Below are 16,878 nucleotides of genomic sequence, written 5' to 3'. Positions count from 1 at the left end.
CGGCCCGCCTCAGCGCGCGCCGAGCAGGTGCTCGACGGCGAGCTGGTTGAGCCGGACGAAGCCGAAGCCCCGCGCCGCGACCGCGTCCACGTCCACGTCCTCGTACGCGGACCGGTCGGCGAGCAGCTCGGTGTACCCCTCCCCCGGGCTGAGCGTCGGGGTGGACAGCTCGGCGACCTTGCTGGCGGCCAGCGCCTCGGCCACCTCCGGGTCGGCGCGGAACGCCGCGGCCCGCTCCTTGAGCAGCAGGTACGTGCGCATGTTCGCCTCCGCCGAGGCCCACACGCCGGCGAAGTCCTCGGTGCGCGAGGGCTTGTAGTCGAAGTGCCGGGGCCCGTCGTACGCGGGGCCGCCGTCCGGGCCGCCGTGCTCCAGCAGGTCCACCAGGGCGAAGGCGTTGAGCAGGTCACCGTGACCGAAGACCAGGTCCTGGTCGTACTTGATGCTCCGCTGGCCGTTGAGGTCGATGTGGAACAGTTTGCCCTGCCAGAGCGCCTGCGCGATGCCGTGCGCGAAGTTCAGCCCGGCCATCTGCTCGTGCCCGACCTCCGGGTTGAGGCCGACCAGGTCCGGGTGGGCGAGGGTGGAGATGAACGCCAGCGCGTGCCCGATGGTGGGCAGCAGGATGTCGCCGCGCGGCTCGTTGGGCTTGGGCTCGAGGGCGAAGCGCAGGTCGTAGCCGGAGTCCACGACGTACTGGCAGAGCAGGTCGACCGCCTCGCGGTAGCGGTCCAGCGCGGCCCGGACGTCCTTGGCCAGGTCGTACTCGGCGCCCTCCCGGCCGCCCCACATCACGAAGGTGCGGGCGCCCAGCTCGGCGGCGAGGTCGACGTTGCGCAGCACCTTGCGCAGCGCGTACCGGCGCACGTCCCGGTCGTTGCTGGTGAATCCGCCGTCCTTGAAGACGGGGTGGGTGAAGAGGTTGGTGGTGACCATCGGGACGACCAGGCCGGTCTCGTCGAGTGCCTTGCGGAACCGGGCCAGGTGGGCCTCGCGGGCGGCGGCGTCCGCGCCGAAGGGGACCAGGTCGTCGTCGTGGAAGGTGATCCCGTACGCGCCGAGCTCGGCGAGGCGGTGCACCGCCTCCACCGGGTCCAGCTCAGCGCGGGTGGCGTCGCCGAACGGGTCGCGGGCCGGCCAGCCCACCGTCCAGAGCCCGAAGGAGAACTTGTCGGCGGGGGTGGGACGGGGTGCCATGGCAGACCTCCGGTGGTGTCGCCGCAATTTGTTCAATGGATGGATTAAATGACCGTGCTGTGGCACTGTCAAGGGGTGAGCAGCACCAGCACCGCAGGCGCGGTCCGGCAGGGCAGCCTGCGCGAGCTCAACCTCGCCGTCGTGCTCGGGCGGATCGCCGCCGCCGACCAGCCGCCGTCGCGGGCCGGCATCGCCGGCCAGACCGGTCTCACCCGGGCCACCGTCTCGGCCGTGGTGGACGACCTGATCACCGGCCGCCTGGTCACCGAGGCCGACCCCGCGCCGCGCGGCGGAGCGGGCCGCCCGGCCCGGGGACTGCGGCTCGCCACCGACGGCCCGGCCGGGCTGGGGCTGGAGGTCAACGTCGACTACCTGGCCGCCTGCGTCGTCGACCTCGCCGGCACGGTCCGGCACCACGAGGTACGCCGGGCCGACCTGCGCCCGGTCGCCCCCGCCGACGCGCTCGCCCGGCTGGTCGAGCTGGCCGGGCGGGCCCGGGCCGCCGCCGACCGGGAGGGGCTGACCCTGGCCGGGGCCACGCTGGCCGTGCCGGGGCTGGTCGACGGCCACGGCCTGGTCCGGCTCGCGCCCAACCTCGGCTGGCGCGACGTCGACGTCCCCGCCCTGCTCGCCGGGCATCCGCCGCTGGCCGGGCCGGTCGACGGGGTGCCGGCGCTGGTGGTCGACAACGAGGCCAACCTGGCCGCCCTCGGCGAGCTGCACGCCGGCCCGGCGACGGCCAGCTTCCTGCACGTCTCGGGCGAGATCGGCATCGGCGCCGGGATCCTGCTCGACGGCGCGCTGTTCCGGGGCGCCCGGGGCTGGAGCGGCGAGCTGGGCCACGTAACGGTCGACCCGGCCGGGCCACGGTGCCGCTGCGGCGCGCGGGGCTGCCTGGAGACGTACGCCGGCCAGGAGGCCGTCCTCGGCGCGGCCGGACTCTCCGGGACGGACCTGCCGGCGGACACCGCGGCGCGCCGGCTGGCCGACCTCGCCGAGGCGGGCGACCGGGCCACCCTCGACGCGCTGCGCGCGGCCGGCACCGCCCTCGGGGTGGCGGTGGCCGGCGTGGTCAACCTGCTGGACCTGGACACCGTGGTCCTCGGGGGCGGATACGCCACCCTGGCGCCCTGGCTGCGCCCCCCGGTCCTCGCCGAGCTGACCGACCGGGTGCTCACCGCCGCCTGGTCGCCGGTCACGGTCCGCGCGGCGGCGCTCGGCCCGGCGTCGGCCGCGGTCGGTGGAGCCGGGTCGGTGGTCCGCCGGATCATCACCCGGCCGTCCGGTTGGCTGGCCGGCCGGCCCTGAGCCGACCTTGCTGGATGGGCGCCCGTCGGTCCGCCTCGCTACCCTTGCCCTGAGGCAACGTTCCCGTCCGAGGAGTCCGCTACCAGCATGCGCACAGGTCGACAGGCCGAGGCGACCGGCGACCAGCGGTGACGACCATCCGTCGTGGTGGACCCGCCGGACCGGCCAGCAGCGGGGAGCCGGCTTCTCCCGCGCCGCGCCGACCGTCCTCCGACGCGCCGCTGCCCGCCGACCCCCGGCTCGCCCGCGAGCTGCTGGACGGCCTCGCCGAGGCGGTGGTCACCACCGACCACGCCGGGATCGTCACGCTCGTCAACGCGACGGCAAACTCCTGCCCGAGCTGACCCCCGGGACCGACCTGGCGCGCTGCGCGGTGCCGGCGCTGGCGAGCGCCGTACGGCGGGGAGGCGGGACCTTCGACACCGAGCACCGCGGCCGGCGGCTGCGGGGCGTCTGCCGCCGGCTGGCCGCCGGCCGGTGCGCCTGGTACGTCCGGGACGTCACCGAGGAGCAGGCCCGCGCCGACGCCCTCCTCGCCGAACGTTCCCGCACCGCCTTCCTCGCCCAGGCCGGCAGTCGGCTCGGCCTCTCTTTGCACCGGGACCAGGCGCTGCGGGCGACGGCCACGCTGCCGGTGCCGTACCTCGCCGACGCCGCGGTGACCGTCCACCACCCGCCGCCCGCCACCGACCGGCCGCACTGGGTCCGGTACGCCGAGGGCGACCCGGCCCCGGTCACCGGCATCGGCTCCCCCGGGCTGACCGGCTCCGTTCCCGGCCTGGCCGAGGCGCTCGACGGTGCCGCCACCGAGCCCAGCCCCTGCCCTGACGCCGAGCTGGCCGAGCTGGCCGACGTGCTGCCTGAGTCGTTCGGCCGGCCCGGGGAAGTGCTGATCAGCCCGATGCCCGGCGCCGGCGGGCCGGGCGGCGCCCTGATCCTCGTCCGCCGGGCCGAGCGCCCGGGCTTCGACCAGCGCGACGTCGAGCTGGCCCGGGAGTTCGCCGCCCGGGCCGGCGCCTCGCTCGCCGCCGCCCAGCTCTACGGCGAGCAGGTCCACCTGGCCCGGGTGCTCCAGCACCGCCTCCTGCCGCCGGAGCTTCCACCACTGCCCGGCCTCGCCCTGGCCGGCGGCTACCGGGCCGCCGGGGACAGCCTGCGCATCGGCGGCGACTTCTACGACGTGTTCCGCACGCAGCGGGGCGGGATGTTCGCCCTCGGCGACGTCTGCGGCAGGGGCGTCGGGGCCGCCGTGCTCACCGGCCGGGTGCGCCAGTCGTTGCAGACGCTCCGCCTGGTCGAGCAGCGCCCCGTGGAGCTGATGCGGCTGCTCAACCGGGCCCTCTCCGACGCACCGGACGCCGCCCGGCGCGCCCAGTTCACCACCCTGCTGCTCGGCACCGCCGAGCCGGACCCCGACGGCGGGGCCCGGGTACGCGTCGCCGGCGGCGGGCACCCCGCCCCGCTGCTGGTAGGCGCCGACGGCACCGTCACCCCGGTGCCGGTCGGTGGCATGCCGATCGGCGCCTTCACCACCGCGACCTTCGCCGAGGCGGAGGTGCGGCTGGCCCCGGGCGAGCTGCTGCTGGCGTACACCGACGGGGTGACCGAGGCGCGCGGCGGCCCGACGGCGATGGAGATGTTCGGGGAGCGACGGCTGCGCGAGGTGCTCGCCTCGGCGGCGGGACTGCCGCCGAGCGCGGTGGTCGACCGCCTGCTCCAGGCGGTGGAGGACTGGCTGGACGGGCAGAGCCACGACGACATCGCCATGCTCGCCGTCTGCGCCGCGCCCCCGGCCGTGACCGGCCCGGAGCTGACCCACGGCCGGCGGTGACGGCGCCCGGCGGGTCAGGATCAGGCGGAGCGGGCCGCCGACGGGTCGCCGATCGCGCCGTCGTGGGGCGGGACGCCGCTGCCCTGCCACGGCACCACCGGCGGCGCCGACTCCTCCAGGTCGCGGGCGACCCGGTCGAACTCCCGGACTCCCCGCAGCAGGGCCTGGCGGTCCTCGTCGCTCATCCCGGCCAGCACGTCGGCCAGCCGCCGCCGCCGGTCCCGGCGCAGCTCGGCGAGGAGTCCCCGGGCCTCCGGGGTCAGGTGCAGGGAGATCTCCCGCCGGTCGACGCGGCCCGGCTCCCGTTCGAGCATGCCGGCCGCCACCAGCCGGTCGCAGAGCCGGCTGGCCGAGGAGAGCAGCATGTCGAGGAGGGTGGCGAGCCGGCGCAGGTTGATCCCGTCGTGCCGCTCCACCACCATGACCGCGCGCAGCTGAGCGGCGGAAAGGCGGCTGGTGGTGCCCTCCCGCGCCGCCTCCCACACCGACAGCAGGGCACCCGCCGCGCCGTCGAGCTCGGCGGCCATACTCAGTTCCGGTCCCGCGGGACCATGTTCGTCGGCCATGGTGGGCCCGAGACTACCCGGAGTACCGGGTGGTCGGCCCCTGTCAGGAGGAGTGATGATGGGCGGACCGGACGATCACGCCCGGCGGGTGCTGGTCGAGGCACCGGCCGACCTCCTGCTCGACCGGCTCACCGCCGAGCTGGAACGGACGTTCAGGATCACGGAGAGCGAACTCTTCCAGGTCGACTATCGCCTCTCGGTGCTGCTGCCGCTGGGTGACGGGGACCCGATCAGCGAGCCCGGCCACCCGGCCTGGCGCTGCTTCGACCACCAGGAGCCGATCGTGGCCGGCGGCGTCGGCTGGTTCCCGGTCGGCATGCGCGGCGAACGGCGCGGGGTGCTGCGCCTGGCCCCGGTCGCCGACGACCCCGCCCAGGTCGAGGAACTCGCCGCCATCGCCACCGCCCTCGGGCACGAACTCGCCGCCGTCTCCGCCGGCACCGACATCTACCGGGCGTCCCGCCGGGCCCGTCGGCTCACCCTCGCCGCCGAAATGCAGTGGGAGCTGCTGCCCGGCCGCAGCCGGATCCGCCCGTCGTTCAGCCTGGCCGGTCAGCTGGAGCCGGCGTACGCGGTGCGCGGCGACAGCTTCGACTGGTCCGACGACGGGAACCGGGTCTGGCTCGCCACGATCAACGGGGCGGGTGAGGGGGTGGCCGCCGCGCTGCTCACCTCGCTGGCCACCTACGCGCTGCGCAACGCCCGCCGGGGCGGGCTCGGGCTGGCCGACCAGGCCGCCCTGGCGGACCAGGCGATCTACGCCCTGCACCGGGGCGAGCAGCACCTCTCCGCGCTGCTGATGGAGCTGGACCTCGCCTCCGGGAAGCTGACGGTGGTGGACGCCGGGTCGCCCCGCCTGGTGCGACTGCGTGACGGGGAGATCAGCGAGCACGTGCTCGAGAAGCAGTTCCCGCTCGGCATGTTCGAGGGCACCGACTACCAGGAGCAGTGTTTCGAGCTGCGCCGCGGCGACCGGCTCTTCGTGCTCAGCGACGGCGTGATCGACGCGACCAGCCAGAACGTCCGGTACGGGGAGACCGCGCTGGACCGGTTCCTGCGCCGTACCGGGCCGATGGAGCCGCTGGACGCCGTCCGGTCGCTCCTGGGCGACCTGCGGGCGTTCGTCGCCGGCGACCTGATCGACGACGCGGTGGTGGTCTGCCTCGACTGGACCGGCCCGCAGCCCTGAGGGGTCAGTACGCCCCGCGCCCGCGCAGCACCGCGCCGAAGGTCTTCCAGAGGATGGTGAGGTCGGCGGCGAGCGACCAGTTCTCGACGTAGTACAGGTCGAGCCGGATGCCGTCCTCCCAGCTCAGGTCGGAGCGACCGCTGACCTGCCAGAGCCCGGTCATCCCGGGCTTGACCAGCAGTCGCCGGGCCACGTCGCCGTCGTAGCGGGCCACCTCGGAGGGCAGCGGCGGCCGGGGGCCGACCAGGCTCATCTGCCCCAGCAGCACGTTGACCAACTGCGGCAGCTCGTCGAGGGACCATTTGCGCAGCAGCCGCCCGGCCCGGGTCACCCGCGGGTCGTCGCGCATCTTGAACATCAGCCCGTCGGTCTCGTTGCGCACGGCGAGCTCGTCGAGGAGGGCGTCGGCGTTGACCACCATGGTCCGGAACTTCAGCACGCCGAACTCCCGGCCGCCCCGCCCCACCCGGGTCTGGCGGAACAGCACCGGGCCCCGACTGTCCAGGCGGATGGCGAGCGCGACCGCCGCCCCCAGGGGCAGCAGGAGCAGCACGGCCAGCGCGGCGGCGGCCCGGTCGACGAACTCCTTGACCAGCTTGCGGGCGCCCCGGAACTCGGGCGCCTCGACGTGGATCAGCGGCAGCCCGGCGACCGGCCGGGTGTGGATGCGGGGCCCGGCCACGTCGGTGAGCGCCGGCGCGACGACCAGGTCGATGCCGGTCCCCTCCAGCTGCCAGCCCAGCCGGCGCAGCCGGGCCGCGGTCAGCTCGCCGGAGGCGGTGACGGCGACCGTGTCCGCGCCGATCGCGGCGGCCGCCTCGGGGATGCCGCGCAGCGAGCCGACCACCGGCACGTCGCTGAGCCGTTGCGGCACCGGCGCGAGCAGCGCGTCCGGGATGCAGGCACCGACCACCTGATAGCCGGCGTACGGCTCGCGGCGCAGGGTGTGCACGAGTTCCAGCACGTGGGCGGTGTCGCCGACCACCAGCACCCGGCGGGACCAGCCGGCGCCCCGATATCGGGCCCGGTGCAGCCGCTTGCGCGCGGCGAACCGGTTCACCTCCAGCGCCACGGTGCCGACGGCGAACGAGATGCCCAGGAACCCCCGGGACACGTCAGCTTCGGCGATGTAGCCGACGATGGCGATGCCACCGGCGAGCCGCAGGCTGGCCGCGCTCACCCGCCGGTACTCGTCGGCGCCGTAGCCGAGCACGCGGTCGTCGTAGCAGCGCAGCATCCGCAGCGAGAGCAGCCAGGCGAGCACCAGGCCGGGGGCCACGAGCACGTACGGGATCTCGGAGCCGACCGGCACCCGGTCACCGAAGCGGGCGGCGTACCCGACCAGGACGGCGAGGGAGAGCACGGCGGTGTCGAGCACCACCAGGATCCGCACGTACGCCCGCTGGTCGGCCCGGGCGAGCGGGCCGGTGGGCGGGCCGGCCGGGGCACGCGGGATCCGTGCCGGCGTGGACAGCGTCGCAGACGTCACCCAGCCTCCCCACATCGCGCACACCGGCTCCGGCCGACGACCGCCCCGGGCGGGACCTCGACGCCGGAGCGTACCGGACATCCTGCTTGACAATGATGCTCGCCGATTGATTCGGACGTATTGCCGTCACTTTGCCTTCCGGCCCGGACCCCGGAATGCGAACCGCCGCACCGGAAACCTCCGGCGCGGCGGTTCTCCGCACTGTCTGAGGACTCAGCGCGGCGCGTTCGGGCGCAGCGCGATCGCCTTCAGGAAGATGTCACCGATCTTGCTCGGGTCCTCGGTGACGAAGGTGCCGCCGCCGGTGACGTTGGTGATCGACTGGAGCTCGGTCTTGGAGACCTCGTTGCCGATGCCGATGACGACCACCTGCACCGGGCGCTCCGGATCGTTGAGCTGCTTGAGCTGGCTGATCAGCGACGCCTGCGAGATGCCGTTCTTGTCGTCGTTCTTGCCGTCGGTGAAGAGCACGATCGAGTTCACCCGGCCCGGCTGCCAGTCCTTCTGCACCGTCTTGTACGCCTCCAGCACGGTGTCGTACAGACCGGTGTTGCCGCTGGACGGGCGGATCCCGGCGAGGCTCTGCTCCAGCCGGCTGCGGTTGGTGGAGAGCGGGTTGATCGGCACCAGCTCGCGCCAGTCCCGCGAGCCCACCAGCTCGGTGGAGAAGGTCCAGAGGCCGATCGACCAGGAGTCGTCGAACAGGTTCAGGCCACGGCTCGCCGCCGACACGGTGACCTGCTCCCGGGTGGCGCCGCCCGCGGAGGGCACCTTCGCCTTCATCGAGCCGGAGACGTCGACGACGGCGAGCATCCGACCGGACTGGGTGGCGATGGACCAGCCGGAGACCGCACGGTCTATCGCGAAGGGGTCCAGGCCACCCACCGCGCCGACACCCGCCGGCGGGGCGGTCGCCGGACCACCGGCCGGGCTGGGCGCCCCCTGCGGCGCCTTGAAACCGTCACCCCAGTTACCGTCCGGCGCCCGCAGCGACTGGGCGGCCAGCCGGTTCTTGAAACCCTGCGTGGTGAGCAGCTCGAAGAGCACCCTGGCGGCCGACTGCTTGGCCGGCTCGATGCCCGGCAGCACCGCGAACGGGTAGTCCAGCGGCATCGGCGCCGGCTCCAGGTAGAGCGCGGCCAGCGGGATCGGCGGCTTGGTGCTGTTGTACGCCATGACGTCTTCCTCGGAGAGCGCGGCGGCGCCGAGCCCGCTGGCGATTGACGTCGGGTCGTTGGAGCGCGGGAAGCGGGCGAGCAGGTCCTGCCGCAGCGCGGAACGGCCGGTGGCCAGCGCCCGCAGCGCCCCGGTGGTCGCCTTCGCGGTGTCGCCGCCGGAGGCGCTCGCCGCGGCGGTCAGGGAGAGCAGGCCGGAGAGGCCGGCGGCGTCCTGCGTCGGCTCGACGATCCCGGCGCGCAGGCCCTTGCCGGTGCTGACCGCCTTGAGCAGGTCGGTCCAGCCGAGCTTCTTGTCCGGCCAGCCGAAGCGGGAGGCCACCGGCTCCGGCATCGCCACCACCACCGGGCTGCGGGCGACGGAGGCGCCGTTGCCCGGCGCGAAGGCGGTGGCGCCGTTGTTCTTCAGCCGCAGCAGCCAGGTCGAGGAGTCCGGGATCCAGACGTCGGGCGTGGCCACCGTGCCGCTGGCCTGGCCGACACCCGCGAGGGTGGCGCCGTGCTTGCTGGCGACCGCGGCCGCCACGTCCACCGGCTCGGAGGCACTCACGTTCACCGCGATGCAGGTGCCGCTCACGGCCGCGCCGTCCTCGACCCACTGCGCCGAGGCCTTCTGCACCGCCGGGGCGAGTTCGGGAGCGGCTGCCACCGACAGCTGGATCTCACCGGAGCAGGAGGGTCCGGCCAGCTGCTGGTAACCGAACCAGGTACCCCCGACCACGACGACGAGCGCAGTCGCCGCCGCAGCGGCTCCTGCTCCACGGATACTTGAACGCATGCGATGGCGGCCAGACACGCTGACCATCTTGCGTATCTCGTTCGGATAGTGCCATAACCGTTCGGCTGAAAGTTACGCAGGAGATACAGTTGATCGCTCTTTTGGCACAGTGAGTAATCAGTCAATCTCGCGCCGTTGCCACGATCCACACCGGACAGCGCCGCTCAGGGCAGGACACAGGTCGGGCTCGGCACCGGCACCGGTTCGCCGAGCGGCTCGGGCGCACCCGAGCCGGGGTCGACCCGGAACACCCGGACCATGTCGGCCCGCTCGTCCGCCACGTAGAGGTGGGGCCCGGTCAGCACGAAGTGCCGGGGCCACTCGCCCCCGGTGTCGACCTCGGCGACCAGCCGGGGCAGCTCCGCGTCCAGCGCGAAGACCGAGATCGTGCCCACGCCCCGGTTGCCGACGTAGAGGAAACGCCCGTCCGGCCCCACCGCGATCTCGGAGGGCTGGACGTGCCCGGTCCGCCCGCTGGCGTCCACCCGTCCCCGCTGGTGCAACGCCCCGTCCGGGGTCGACTCGTACGCGGTGACCGTCGCGTCCAGCTCGCCGGCCACCCAGCAGCGCCGCCCGTCGGGGTGCCGGGCGAGGTGCCGGGGCCCGGCGCCGGCCGCGGTACGGATCCGGGGCTCGCGGGACACCAGCCGGCCCGGGCCGGCGTCCAGGTCGTACCGGTAGATCGAGTCGGTGCCCAGGTCGACGGCGAGCAGCGGCCCGGCCCCCGGGTCCGGGGAGACCATGTGGCAGTGCGCCTGCTCCTGGCGCTCCGGGTCGAGGCCGTGCCCCTGGTGCACCACCAGGTCGCTGTGCTCGGCGGGCGCGCCGTCGGCGTCCAGCGGGAAGACCGCCACGCTCCCGCCGCCGTAGTTGGCCACGAAGAGGTGCCGCCCGTCGGGCGCGACCGCCAGGTGGCAGGGGTCGGCCCCGCCGGTCGGCCGGACGCCCAACGGGGTCAGCTCGCCGTCGCCGCCCACCCGGAAGGCGCTGACCTGCCCCGCCGGCAGCTCGTTCACCGCGTAGAGGACGGGCAGGGCGGGATGCCGGACGAGGAAGGAGGGCGAATCGGTCACCGCGACGGTGCCGAGCGGGGTGAGTTCCCCCGATTCGGGATCCCGGCGGGCGGCGATGATGCCGTCCCCCCGCCCGCCGCTCGCCGCCGTGTAGCCGCCGATGTGGACGATCGTGTTCGTCACCGGTGCACCCTCCGCCGATCCTGCCGTCGCTCCCACCAGAGGCTTCCCGGTCGACCCGGGCGTTAGCCCTGTTTTCCGGAATTTCCTCCGAACGCCGACGGCGGGGACTCCGGGCGCCACCGCCCGGGCCCCGCCGCCCGCCAAGTCAGGAGACCGGGACCGGTTCACCCCGCTGCCGGGCGACGTGCTCGACCAGCGAGATCAGCACCAGCTTGGCGGACTGCCGGTCCCGGGCGTCGCAGAGCACCACCGGCACGTCCGGGTCGATGTCCAGCGCCTGGCGTACCGCCTCGATGCCGAACCGGCGGGAGCCGTCGAAGCAGTTCACCCCGACCACGAACGGGATGCCCCGCTGCTCGAAGTAGTCGATCGACGGGAAGCAGTCGGCCAGACGCCGGGTGTCGGCCAGCACCACCGCGCCGAGCGCACCGAAGGCCAGCTCGTCCCAGAGGAACCAGAAGCGGTCCTGCCCGGGCGTGCCGAAGAGGTAGACCTGGAGGTCCTCGTTGATCGTGATCCGGCCGAAGTCCATCGCCACGGTGGTGGTCGACTTCGCCTCCACCCCGGAGAGGTCGTCGGTGCCGATGCCGGCCCCGGTCAGCACCTCCTCGGTCTGCAACGGGCGGACCTCGCTCAGCGCGCTGACCAACGTCGTCTTGCCCGCGCCGAACCCCCCGGCGATCAGGATCTTGAGAGCCAGCGGCAACCGGGGCCCGGAGGAGTCCCGGTCAGAGCGCACGTAGTCCACTGACCACCGCCTTGAGGATGTCGTTGTCGGGAAGACCGGCGGCCGGGGGCTCGTGCACCGAGACCAGGCCCCGGGCGAGCAGGTCACCGAGGAGGACCCGGACCACGCCCACCGCGAGGTCCAGGTCGGCGGCGAGGTCCGCCACCGCGACGGGACGCCGGGCCAGCTCGACCAGGCGCCGGTGCTCCGGCTGGAGGCCCGGCTGGCCGGCCGGGTCCGCGCCCGCGCCGGCCAGCACGAACGCGACCAGGTCGAAGCCGTCGACGGCCGGGCGCACCCGGCCGCCGGTGAGGGTGTACGGACGAACCACCGGGCCGGCCGCCGCGTCCAGCCACTCGTGCTGGGCGCCCGGCGGCTCAGCCCACATCGACGGCCCCCACCGTCGCGCGGGCGGGCGCGGTCAGGTTCTCGCCGACCCGGATGACCAGCATCGCCATCTCGTACGCCACCAGGCCGATGTCCGCGTCGGCCGCGCAGACCACCGCCAGGCAGGCGCCCCGCCCGGCGGCTGTCACGAACAGGTACGCGGACTCCATCTCCACCACGGTCTGCCGCACCCCGCCGCCAGCGAGGTGCCGGCTGGCGCCCTTGGCCAGGCTGGAGAAGCCGGAGGCCAGGGCGCAAAGGTGCTCGGCGTCGGCGCGGTCCAGCTCGGCGGAGGCGCCGAGCATCAGCCCGTCGGCGGAGAGCACCACGGCCTCCCGGGCGGCCGGTACCCGGTCGACCAGCTCGTCGAGCAACCAGCCGAGGTCGACGTTCTGCCTCGTCGTGTCCACCACTAGGCGTCCCTCTCAGTCGCGGTCGGGGAATCGGGGGTCGCCGCCGTCGCACCCGGCGGCGGGGACGGCGCGGGATCGCCGCCCCGCCCCTCGGTACGGCCGCCGGTCGGGGCGGGTACGGCGCCGTCGGGTCGCCCCGGCGGCACGGAGCGGACCGCGCCGTCGCGCCGGCCCCGGGCGGTGCCGGCCTGGAGCGCGGACATCTGCCGGCGTACCTCCTCCGGGGAGCGGGCGGCCGGGGCCTCGGCGACCTGCGGGCGGGGGCGGGCGACCGGCCCGCGCCGACGGACCCGGCGGGGCAGGCCGTCGCCGTCGGGGGCGGCCTCCACCGAGGAACTGCGGGCCGGGGCGAACGGCAGCACGGTCTGCTCGGCCCGGTCCCGCAAGGCGCGGCCGGCGCGGGGCCGGGGCAGGGTGGCCAGCCGGGTGACCACCGAGGCCGACCGCCCGGTGTTCACCGGCGCGGCCGGCGGCTCCTCGGTGACCAGGTCGGACGGGACGAGGACCACGGCGGTCACCCCGCCGGGAGCCTCGGAGCGCAGGGTGACCCGGACGCCGTGCCGGGCGGCGAGCCGGGACACCACGAACAGGCCGAGCCGGGCACTGTCGGCCGGGTCGAACTCGGGCGGCCGGGCGAGCCGGCGGTTGGCGTTCTCCACCGCCTGCGGGGTCATGCCCAGGCCGTGGTCGGTGATCTCCACGACGTAGCCCCGGGGCACCTGCTGGCCGGAGACCTCGACCCGGGTCTCCGGAGGGGAGTAGGCGGTGGCGTTCTCGATCAGCTCGGCGAGCAGGTGGATGACGTCCGCGACGGCCCGGCCGACCACCCCGGCCGGCTGCACCGCCCCGATGTCCACCCGGTCGTACGCCTCGACCTCGGAGACCGCGCCGCGCACCACGTCCAGCACGGCCACCGGCTGCCGCCAGCCCCGCCCGGGGGCCGCGCCGGCCAGGATGACCAGGTCCTCGGCGTGCCGGCGCAGTCGGGTGGCCAGGTGGTCGACCCGGAACAGCTCGGCCAGCTCGTCCGGGTCCTCGGTACGCCGTTCCATCCGGTCGAGCAGCGCCAGCTGGCGGTGCACCAGGCCCTGGCTGCGCCGGGCGATGTTCAGGAACACCTCGTTGAGGCCGCGGCGCAGGGTGACCTCGTCGACGGCCGCCCGGACGGCGGTCCGCCGGACCTCGTTGAAGGCGCGCCCGACGTCGCCGATCTCGTCGGCACCGTACTCCAGCGGCGGCGCCTCCCGGGCCACGTCCACCTGCTCGCCCCGGCGCAGCCGGGCCACCACGTCGGGCAGCCGCTGCTCGGCCATCTCCAGCGCGGCGCTGCGCACGCCGGTCAGCCGGCGGGCCAGCGTCCGCCCGACCCGGACCGCGACCAGCAGCGACACCACGATCGCGGCCAGGCCGAGCAGCCCGGCGACGGCGAGCCGGACCAGGATGCCGACGGCCACCGGCACGGACCGCTCGGCCAGCCCGTCGGCCTGGCTCAGCTCGAAGTCGCGCAGCGCCTGCTGGACGGCGTCGTGGCTGGTCTGCCAACTGCGGGCGTCGACCGGCGGAGGGGCGGCCGGATCCGCCCGCAGCAGCCCCTCCTGGAGCGTGCGCAGCTGGACGAAGGCCCGGTCCTCGGTCAGCCGCTGGTAGGCGCTGCGGGCCTCCGGCGGCAGGTCGGCCACGGCCGTGTCGACCAGGAACCGCTCGTTGCCGATGGTCTGGGTCAGGAGCAGGTGCTCGCCGTCGGAGAACCGCCCACCGGCGAGCGCGCCGGCCACCAGCGCGTCGGCCTGACCGAGCAGGTCGCGGGACCGGCCGAGCGCGGTGAGCGCCAGCGCCTCCCGGTTGAGCTCCGGGTCGGGTAGGGCGGCCATCGCCGAGAAGGTCTGGAAGGCGAAGGAGATCATGCCGCTGTAGAGCCCGACGGCGCCGGCCCGGTCCACCTGCCGGCGGTCGATGAAGCCCCGCCCGGCCGGCAGGGCGTCGAGCGCGGCGACCAGCTTGTCGAGCCGGGCGTCGAGCAGTTCGCCGGCCGCGTCGCGCAGCTTGTCCCCGCCGACCCGGTCCCGCAGCTCGGCGATCGCCGCGTCGGTGCGGCGGCGCTGGTCGGCCAGGGCCGGCAGGGCCGCCGGGCCGGCGAGCTGCACCACCGAGAGCCGGCGTTCGCGTTGCAGCTCGGTGACCACCACCTCGCCGGGGCGGCCCAGGTCGTACAGGAGGGTCCGCGCGGAGAGCAGATCCAACGCCGGGCCGAAGGTCAGCGTGGTGGCGAAGATCCAGAGCGCGAGCAGGGCGGCCACCGGGGTGACGACCAGGGCGGTCAGCTTGGCGCGGATCGGCCAGTCGCGGGTGTCCATGAGTCCTCGCCCGAAGGGGTGGCAGCGGTGGCGCCGGCACCGGCCGGGCAGCGTCCCGGCCGCGCCGGGCACCGGCTCGGGCGCCTTGGGCAGGATACGTAATCCCGCGCCGTAGCACTACCGTCCGTCTCGCCCGTCACTACCAATCCGGTGTGGACCGTCCCCGGAGGACACTCGCCCCCGGACGACGGACTTCCCGGCGGTGGATCGGCGGAGCGTCGCGTGCCGAGCGGAACGGTCAGTCGTTGATTGAGATGCCGAGTCCCTCGGCGACCCGCTGAGCCAGGTTGTCGACCAGGTCGAGGATCAGATCGCCCCGCTCCCGGTCGGCCATCTCGGAGTAGTGCCGGCCTGGGAGTCGTTGTTCTGCCGCTCGATCAGGCCCGACCGTGACGTGCAGCCCGGCCCGTCCGGCGTCGGAGTGGACCGGCATCACCCCGCCCAGGCGCTTCTTCTGGAACAGGTCAAGTTTTTGGGACGGCTCACCCGGTGGGCCTGACCATGCTCGGGTGGGGGAATCGGCCAGGAAAGTGCGCGGGATCGGGATTGGCGGCCAGCGCGCGGAGGGAATACCAGGTGGCGAAGGAGGAGCCATGTCGCCCACGCAGGTAATCGTTGTGGTTCTCGTCGTGCTGGTGGTCGTGGCGCTGGTCGCCGCGGCCGTCGTCGCCAGCCGGCGGCGCGCGCTCAGGCGCCGCTTCGGCCCGGAGTACGACCGGGTCGTCGCGGAGCAGGGCAGCCGCGGCGCCGCCGAACGGGAGCTGCGCGACCGGGAACGCCGGCACGCGGAGCTCGAACTCACCCCGCTGGACCCCGGGTCCCGGGCCCGGTACGCCGCCGCCTGGGAGGAGCTCCAGGTCCGCTTCGTCGACTCCCCCGGCGAGACCGTCGGCGACGCCGACGAGCTGGTCAGCCGGCTGATCGCCGAGCGGGGCTACCCCACCGGGGACTTCTCGGACCAGATCGCCCATCTCTCCGTCGACCACGCCCGCACCCTCACCCACTACCGGGACGCGCACGAGATCCGAATGCGCAACGAGCGCGGTGAGGCCAGCACCGAGGAACTCCGCCAGGCCGTCGTGGACTACCGCGCCCTCTTCGCCGACCTGCTCGGCGAGGAGCCGGTCGGGCACCGGCCGCCGGAGCAGCGCCGCCCGGACAGCCCGCACGACGTCACCAGCCACTGAGGAGCCGACGATGCGCCAGGAAGAGCAGCAGGACAGCACCGACCACCCGGAGGCGGTCCGCTCCGCCCCGGTGCCGGTCCCCCCTCCGGACGCCGCAACCCGGACTCCGCGGGACGACCGGGACGGCCGGGCCGACATCCCCGACGACGTGCTGGACGACCGGGGCACCTTCGACGACCCGCGGGTGGCCGCCGACCGGCGCGCCGACGACCCCGACGACACCCGCCCGTACGACGTGCGTGACCTCGACCGCGGCGACGCCGACGGCGACGGACGGCCGGAGTTCCACGAGCCGGCCCCGCTGCCGACCACCTTCGGCGCGGCCTCCGTAGGCGACGCGGTCGCCGCGTCGGCGCTGGCCAGCGGCCGTCCCGAGGACGAGCGGGACGCCCGGGGCGAGGACACCGTGGCGCCGGGTGACGGCGCGCCCGGGCGGACCGAGCCGTTCGACGACGAGCGGGCCGACCCGACCGCCGCGGACCGGATCCACGACCGGCAGCGGTGGGAGGCCGAGCACACCCCCGGCGGGGTACGCCCGGACGGCGACGCGTCGGCGGAGGGCGCGGCCGGGTACGGCAGCGCCGAGCCGACCATGGTCGACCCGGACGCCGAGGCGCCGGAGGGTGGCGCGGCGGCGGCCGCGGCCGGCGTCGGCGCGACCGGTGCCGCCGGAGCGGCCGGGGTGGCCGAGGCGGCCCGGCCGTCCGGAGCGAACGTCCCCACGCACGCGGCGACGCTCTTCGAGGCGGACGCGGCGCAGGCCTTCCGGGACCGCTGGCGGGAGGTGCAGCTCCGCTTCGTGGACGACCCCCGCGCGGCGGTCGGCGAGGCCCAGTCGCTGGTCGAGGAGGCGATCCAGGCCCTCTCGGAGGCGCTCGCCACGCAGAAGGAGAAGCTCGGCGGCTGGCAGACGGCCGGCTCGGCGGACACCGAGCAGCTGCGGGTGGCCGTGCGCCAGTACCGCGACTTCCTGGACCGGGTCCTCGGACGCTGACCACAAACCGGGCGCCCCGGCCGTACCAGCGGCCGGGGCGTTCGCGTGCGTACCGGAAGGCGTGACCTCCGTCGGCATGGGCCGGTC

The 16,878-nt window shown here is 75.0% G+C and carries 16 protein-coding genes; 6 read left to right on the top strand and 10 right to left on the bottom strand.

Annotated features, from left to right (window positions below):
- Positions 1-9: 9 nt before the first annotated feature.
- Positions 10-1,197 carry a xylose isomerase gene (gene xylA / locus M2302_RS00895; protein WP_280836053.1) on the bottom strand — a complete coding sequence of 396 codons (1,188 nt, stop codon included), beginning with the start codon at positions 1,195-1,197 and terminating at the stop codon, positions 10-12.
- Positions 1,198-1,245: 48 nt separating this feature from the next.
- On the opposite strand from xylA, the gene M2302_RS00890 reads away from it, so the two are divergent.
- From M2302_RS00890 to M2302_RS00880, 3 genes are all read left to right on the top strand, one after another.
- Positions 1,246-2,505 (top strand): ROK family protein, encoded by a 1,260-nt coding sequence (locus M2302_RS00890; protein ID WP_280836052.1) that lies wholly within the window; start codon positions 1,246-1,248, stop codon positions 2,503-2,505.
- A gap of 128 nt (positions 2,506-2,633) precedes the next feature.
- Positions 2,634-2,849 (top strand): hypothetical protein, encoded by a 216-nt coding sequence (locus M2302_RS00885; RefSeq protein WP_280836051.1) that lies wholly within the window; start codon positions 2,634-2,636, stop codon positions 2,847-2,849.
- Positions 2,850-2,878: 29 nt separating this feature from the next.
- Positions 2,879-4,336 carry a PP2C family protein-serine/threonine phosphatase gene (locus M2302_RS00880; protein ID WP_280836050.1) on the top strand — a complete coding sequence of 486 codons (1,458 nt, stop codon included), beginning with the start codon at positions 2,879-2,881 and terminating at the stop codon, positions 4,334-4,336.
- A 20-nt stretch (positions 4,337-4,356) separates the two neighbouring features.
- Here the strand turns inward: M2302_RS00880 and M2302_RS00875 are convergent, their stop codons facing one another.
- Positions 4,357-4,863: a MarR family transcriptional regulator gene (locus M2302_RS00875; RefSeq protein WP_280836049.1), complete on the bottom strand. Its 507-nt coding sequence runs from the start codon at positions 4,861-4,863 to the stop codon at positions 4,357-4,359.
- A gap of 97 nt (positions 4,864-4,960) precedes the next feature.
- Here M2302_RS00875 and M2302_RS00870 point away from each other — a divergent pair, with 97 nt between their 5' ends.
- The gene (locus tag M2302_RS00870; RefSeq protein ID WP_280836048.1) at positions 4,961-6,091 is read left to right on the top strand and encodes a PP2C family protein-serine/threonine phosphatase; all 1,131 of its coding nucleotides are present in this window, start codon (positions 4,961-4,963) and stop codon (positions 6,089-6,091) included.
- 4 nt (positions 6,092-6,095) lie between these two features.
- Here M2302_RS00870 and M2302_RS00865 read toward each other — a convergent pair whose 3' ends face one another.
- The 8 genes from M2302_RS00865 to M2302_RS00830 all read right to left on the bottom strand — a co-directional run bounded on the left by M2302_RS00865 (position 6,096) and on the right by M2302_RS00830 (position 15,214).
- Positions 6,096-7,580, bottom strand: a complete 1,485-nt coding sequence (locus tag M2302_RS00865) for a sugar transferase (RefSeq protein ID WP_280836047.1) — start codon at positions 7,578-7,580, stop codon at positions 6,096-6,098.
- Between the two features lie 213 nt (positions 7,581-7,793).
- Positions 7,794-9,533, bottom strand: coding sequence for a substrate-binding and VWA domain-containing protein (locus M2302_RS00860; RefSeq protein WP_280836046.1), 1,740 nt, complete (start codon positions 9,531-9,533; stop codon positions 7,794-7,796).
- 164 nt (positions 9,534-9,697) lie between these two features.
- Positions 9,698-10,729 carry a lactonase family protein gene (locus M2302_RS00855; protein WP_280836045.1) on the bottom strand — a complete coding sequence of 344 codons (1,032 nt, stop codon included), beginning with the start codon at positions 10,727-10,729 and terminating at the stop codon, positions 9,698-9,700.
- Positions 10,730-10,874: 145 nt separating this feature from the next.
- On the bottom strand, positions 10,875-11,477 hold the full coding sequence (locus M2302_RS00850; protein WP_210778768.1) for an ATP/GTP-binding protein: 603 nt from the start codon (positions 11,475-11,477) through the stop codon (positions 10,875-10,877).
- A complete protein-coding gene (locus tag M2302_RS00845) occupies positions 11,458-11,844 on the bottom strand; it encodes a DUF742 domain-containing protein (RefSeq protein WP_280836044.1) in 387 nt (128 codons plus the stop codon). The genes M2302_RS00850 and M2302_RS00845 overlap by 20 nt, the downstream gene beginning before the upstream one ends.
- Positions 11,834-12,256 carry a roadblock/LC7 domain-containing protein gene (locus M2302_RS00840; RefSeq protein WP_280836043.1) on the bottom strand — a complete coding sequence of 141 codons (423 nt, stop codon included), beginning with the start codon at positions 12,254-12,256 and terminating at the stop codon, positions 11,834-11,836. The genes M2302_RS00845 and M2302_RS00840 overlap by 11 nt, the downstream gene beginning before the upstream one ends.
- Complete coding sequence (locus M2302_RS00835) at positions 12,256-14,610, bottom strand: nitrate- and nitrite sensing domain-containing protein (RefSeq protein WP_280836042.1); 2,355 nt, start codon at positions 14,608-14,610, stop codon at positions 12,256-12,258. Before M2302_RS00835 ends, M2302_RS00840 begins: the two co-directional genes overlap by 1 nt.
- Before the next feature lie 238 nt (positions 14,611-14,848).
- On the bottom strand, positions 14,849-15,214 hold the full coding sequence (locus M2302_RS00830) for a hypothetical protein (RefSeq protein WP_280836041.1): 366 nt from the start codon (positions 15,212-15,214) through the stop codon (positions 14,849-14,851).
- Here M2302_RS00830 and M2302_RS00825 point away from each other — a divergent pair.
- Together M2302_RS00825 and M2302_RS00820 are read left to right on the top strand one after the other, a co-directional pair.
- Positions 15,204-15,797, top strand: a complete 594-nt coding sequence (locus tag M2302_RS00825; protein ID WP_280836040.1) for a hypothetical protein — start codon at positions 15,204-15,206, stop codon at positions 15,795-15,797. The two genes, M2302_RS00830 and M2302_RS00825, sit on opposite strands and share 11 nt — an antisense overlap.
- 10 nt (positions 15,798-15,807) lie before the next feature.
- Positions 15,808-16,791 carry a hypothetical protein gene (locus tag M2302_RS00820; RefSeq protein WP_280836039.1) on the top strand — a complete coding sequence of 328 codons (984 nt, stop codon included), beginning with the start codon at positions 15,808-15,810 and terminating at the stop codon, positions 16,789-16,791.
- Positions 16,792-16,878 lie beyond the last annotated feature (87 nt).

Source organism: Micromonospora sp. A200 (assembly GCF_029893845.1).
GTDB classification, from domain to species: domain Bacteria; phylum Actinomycetota; class Actinomycetes; order Mycobacteriales; family Micromonosporaceae; genus Micromonospora; species Micromonospora purpureochromogenes.
This window is presented reverse-complemented; position numbering and strand designations above follow the sequence as displayed.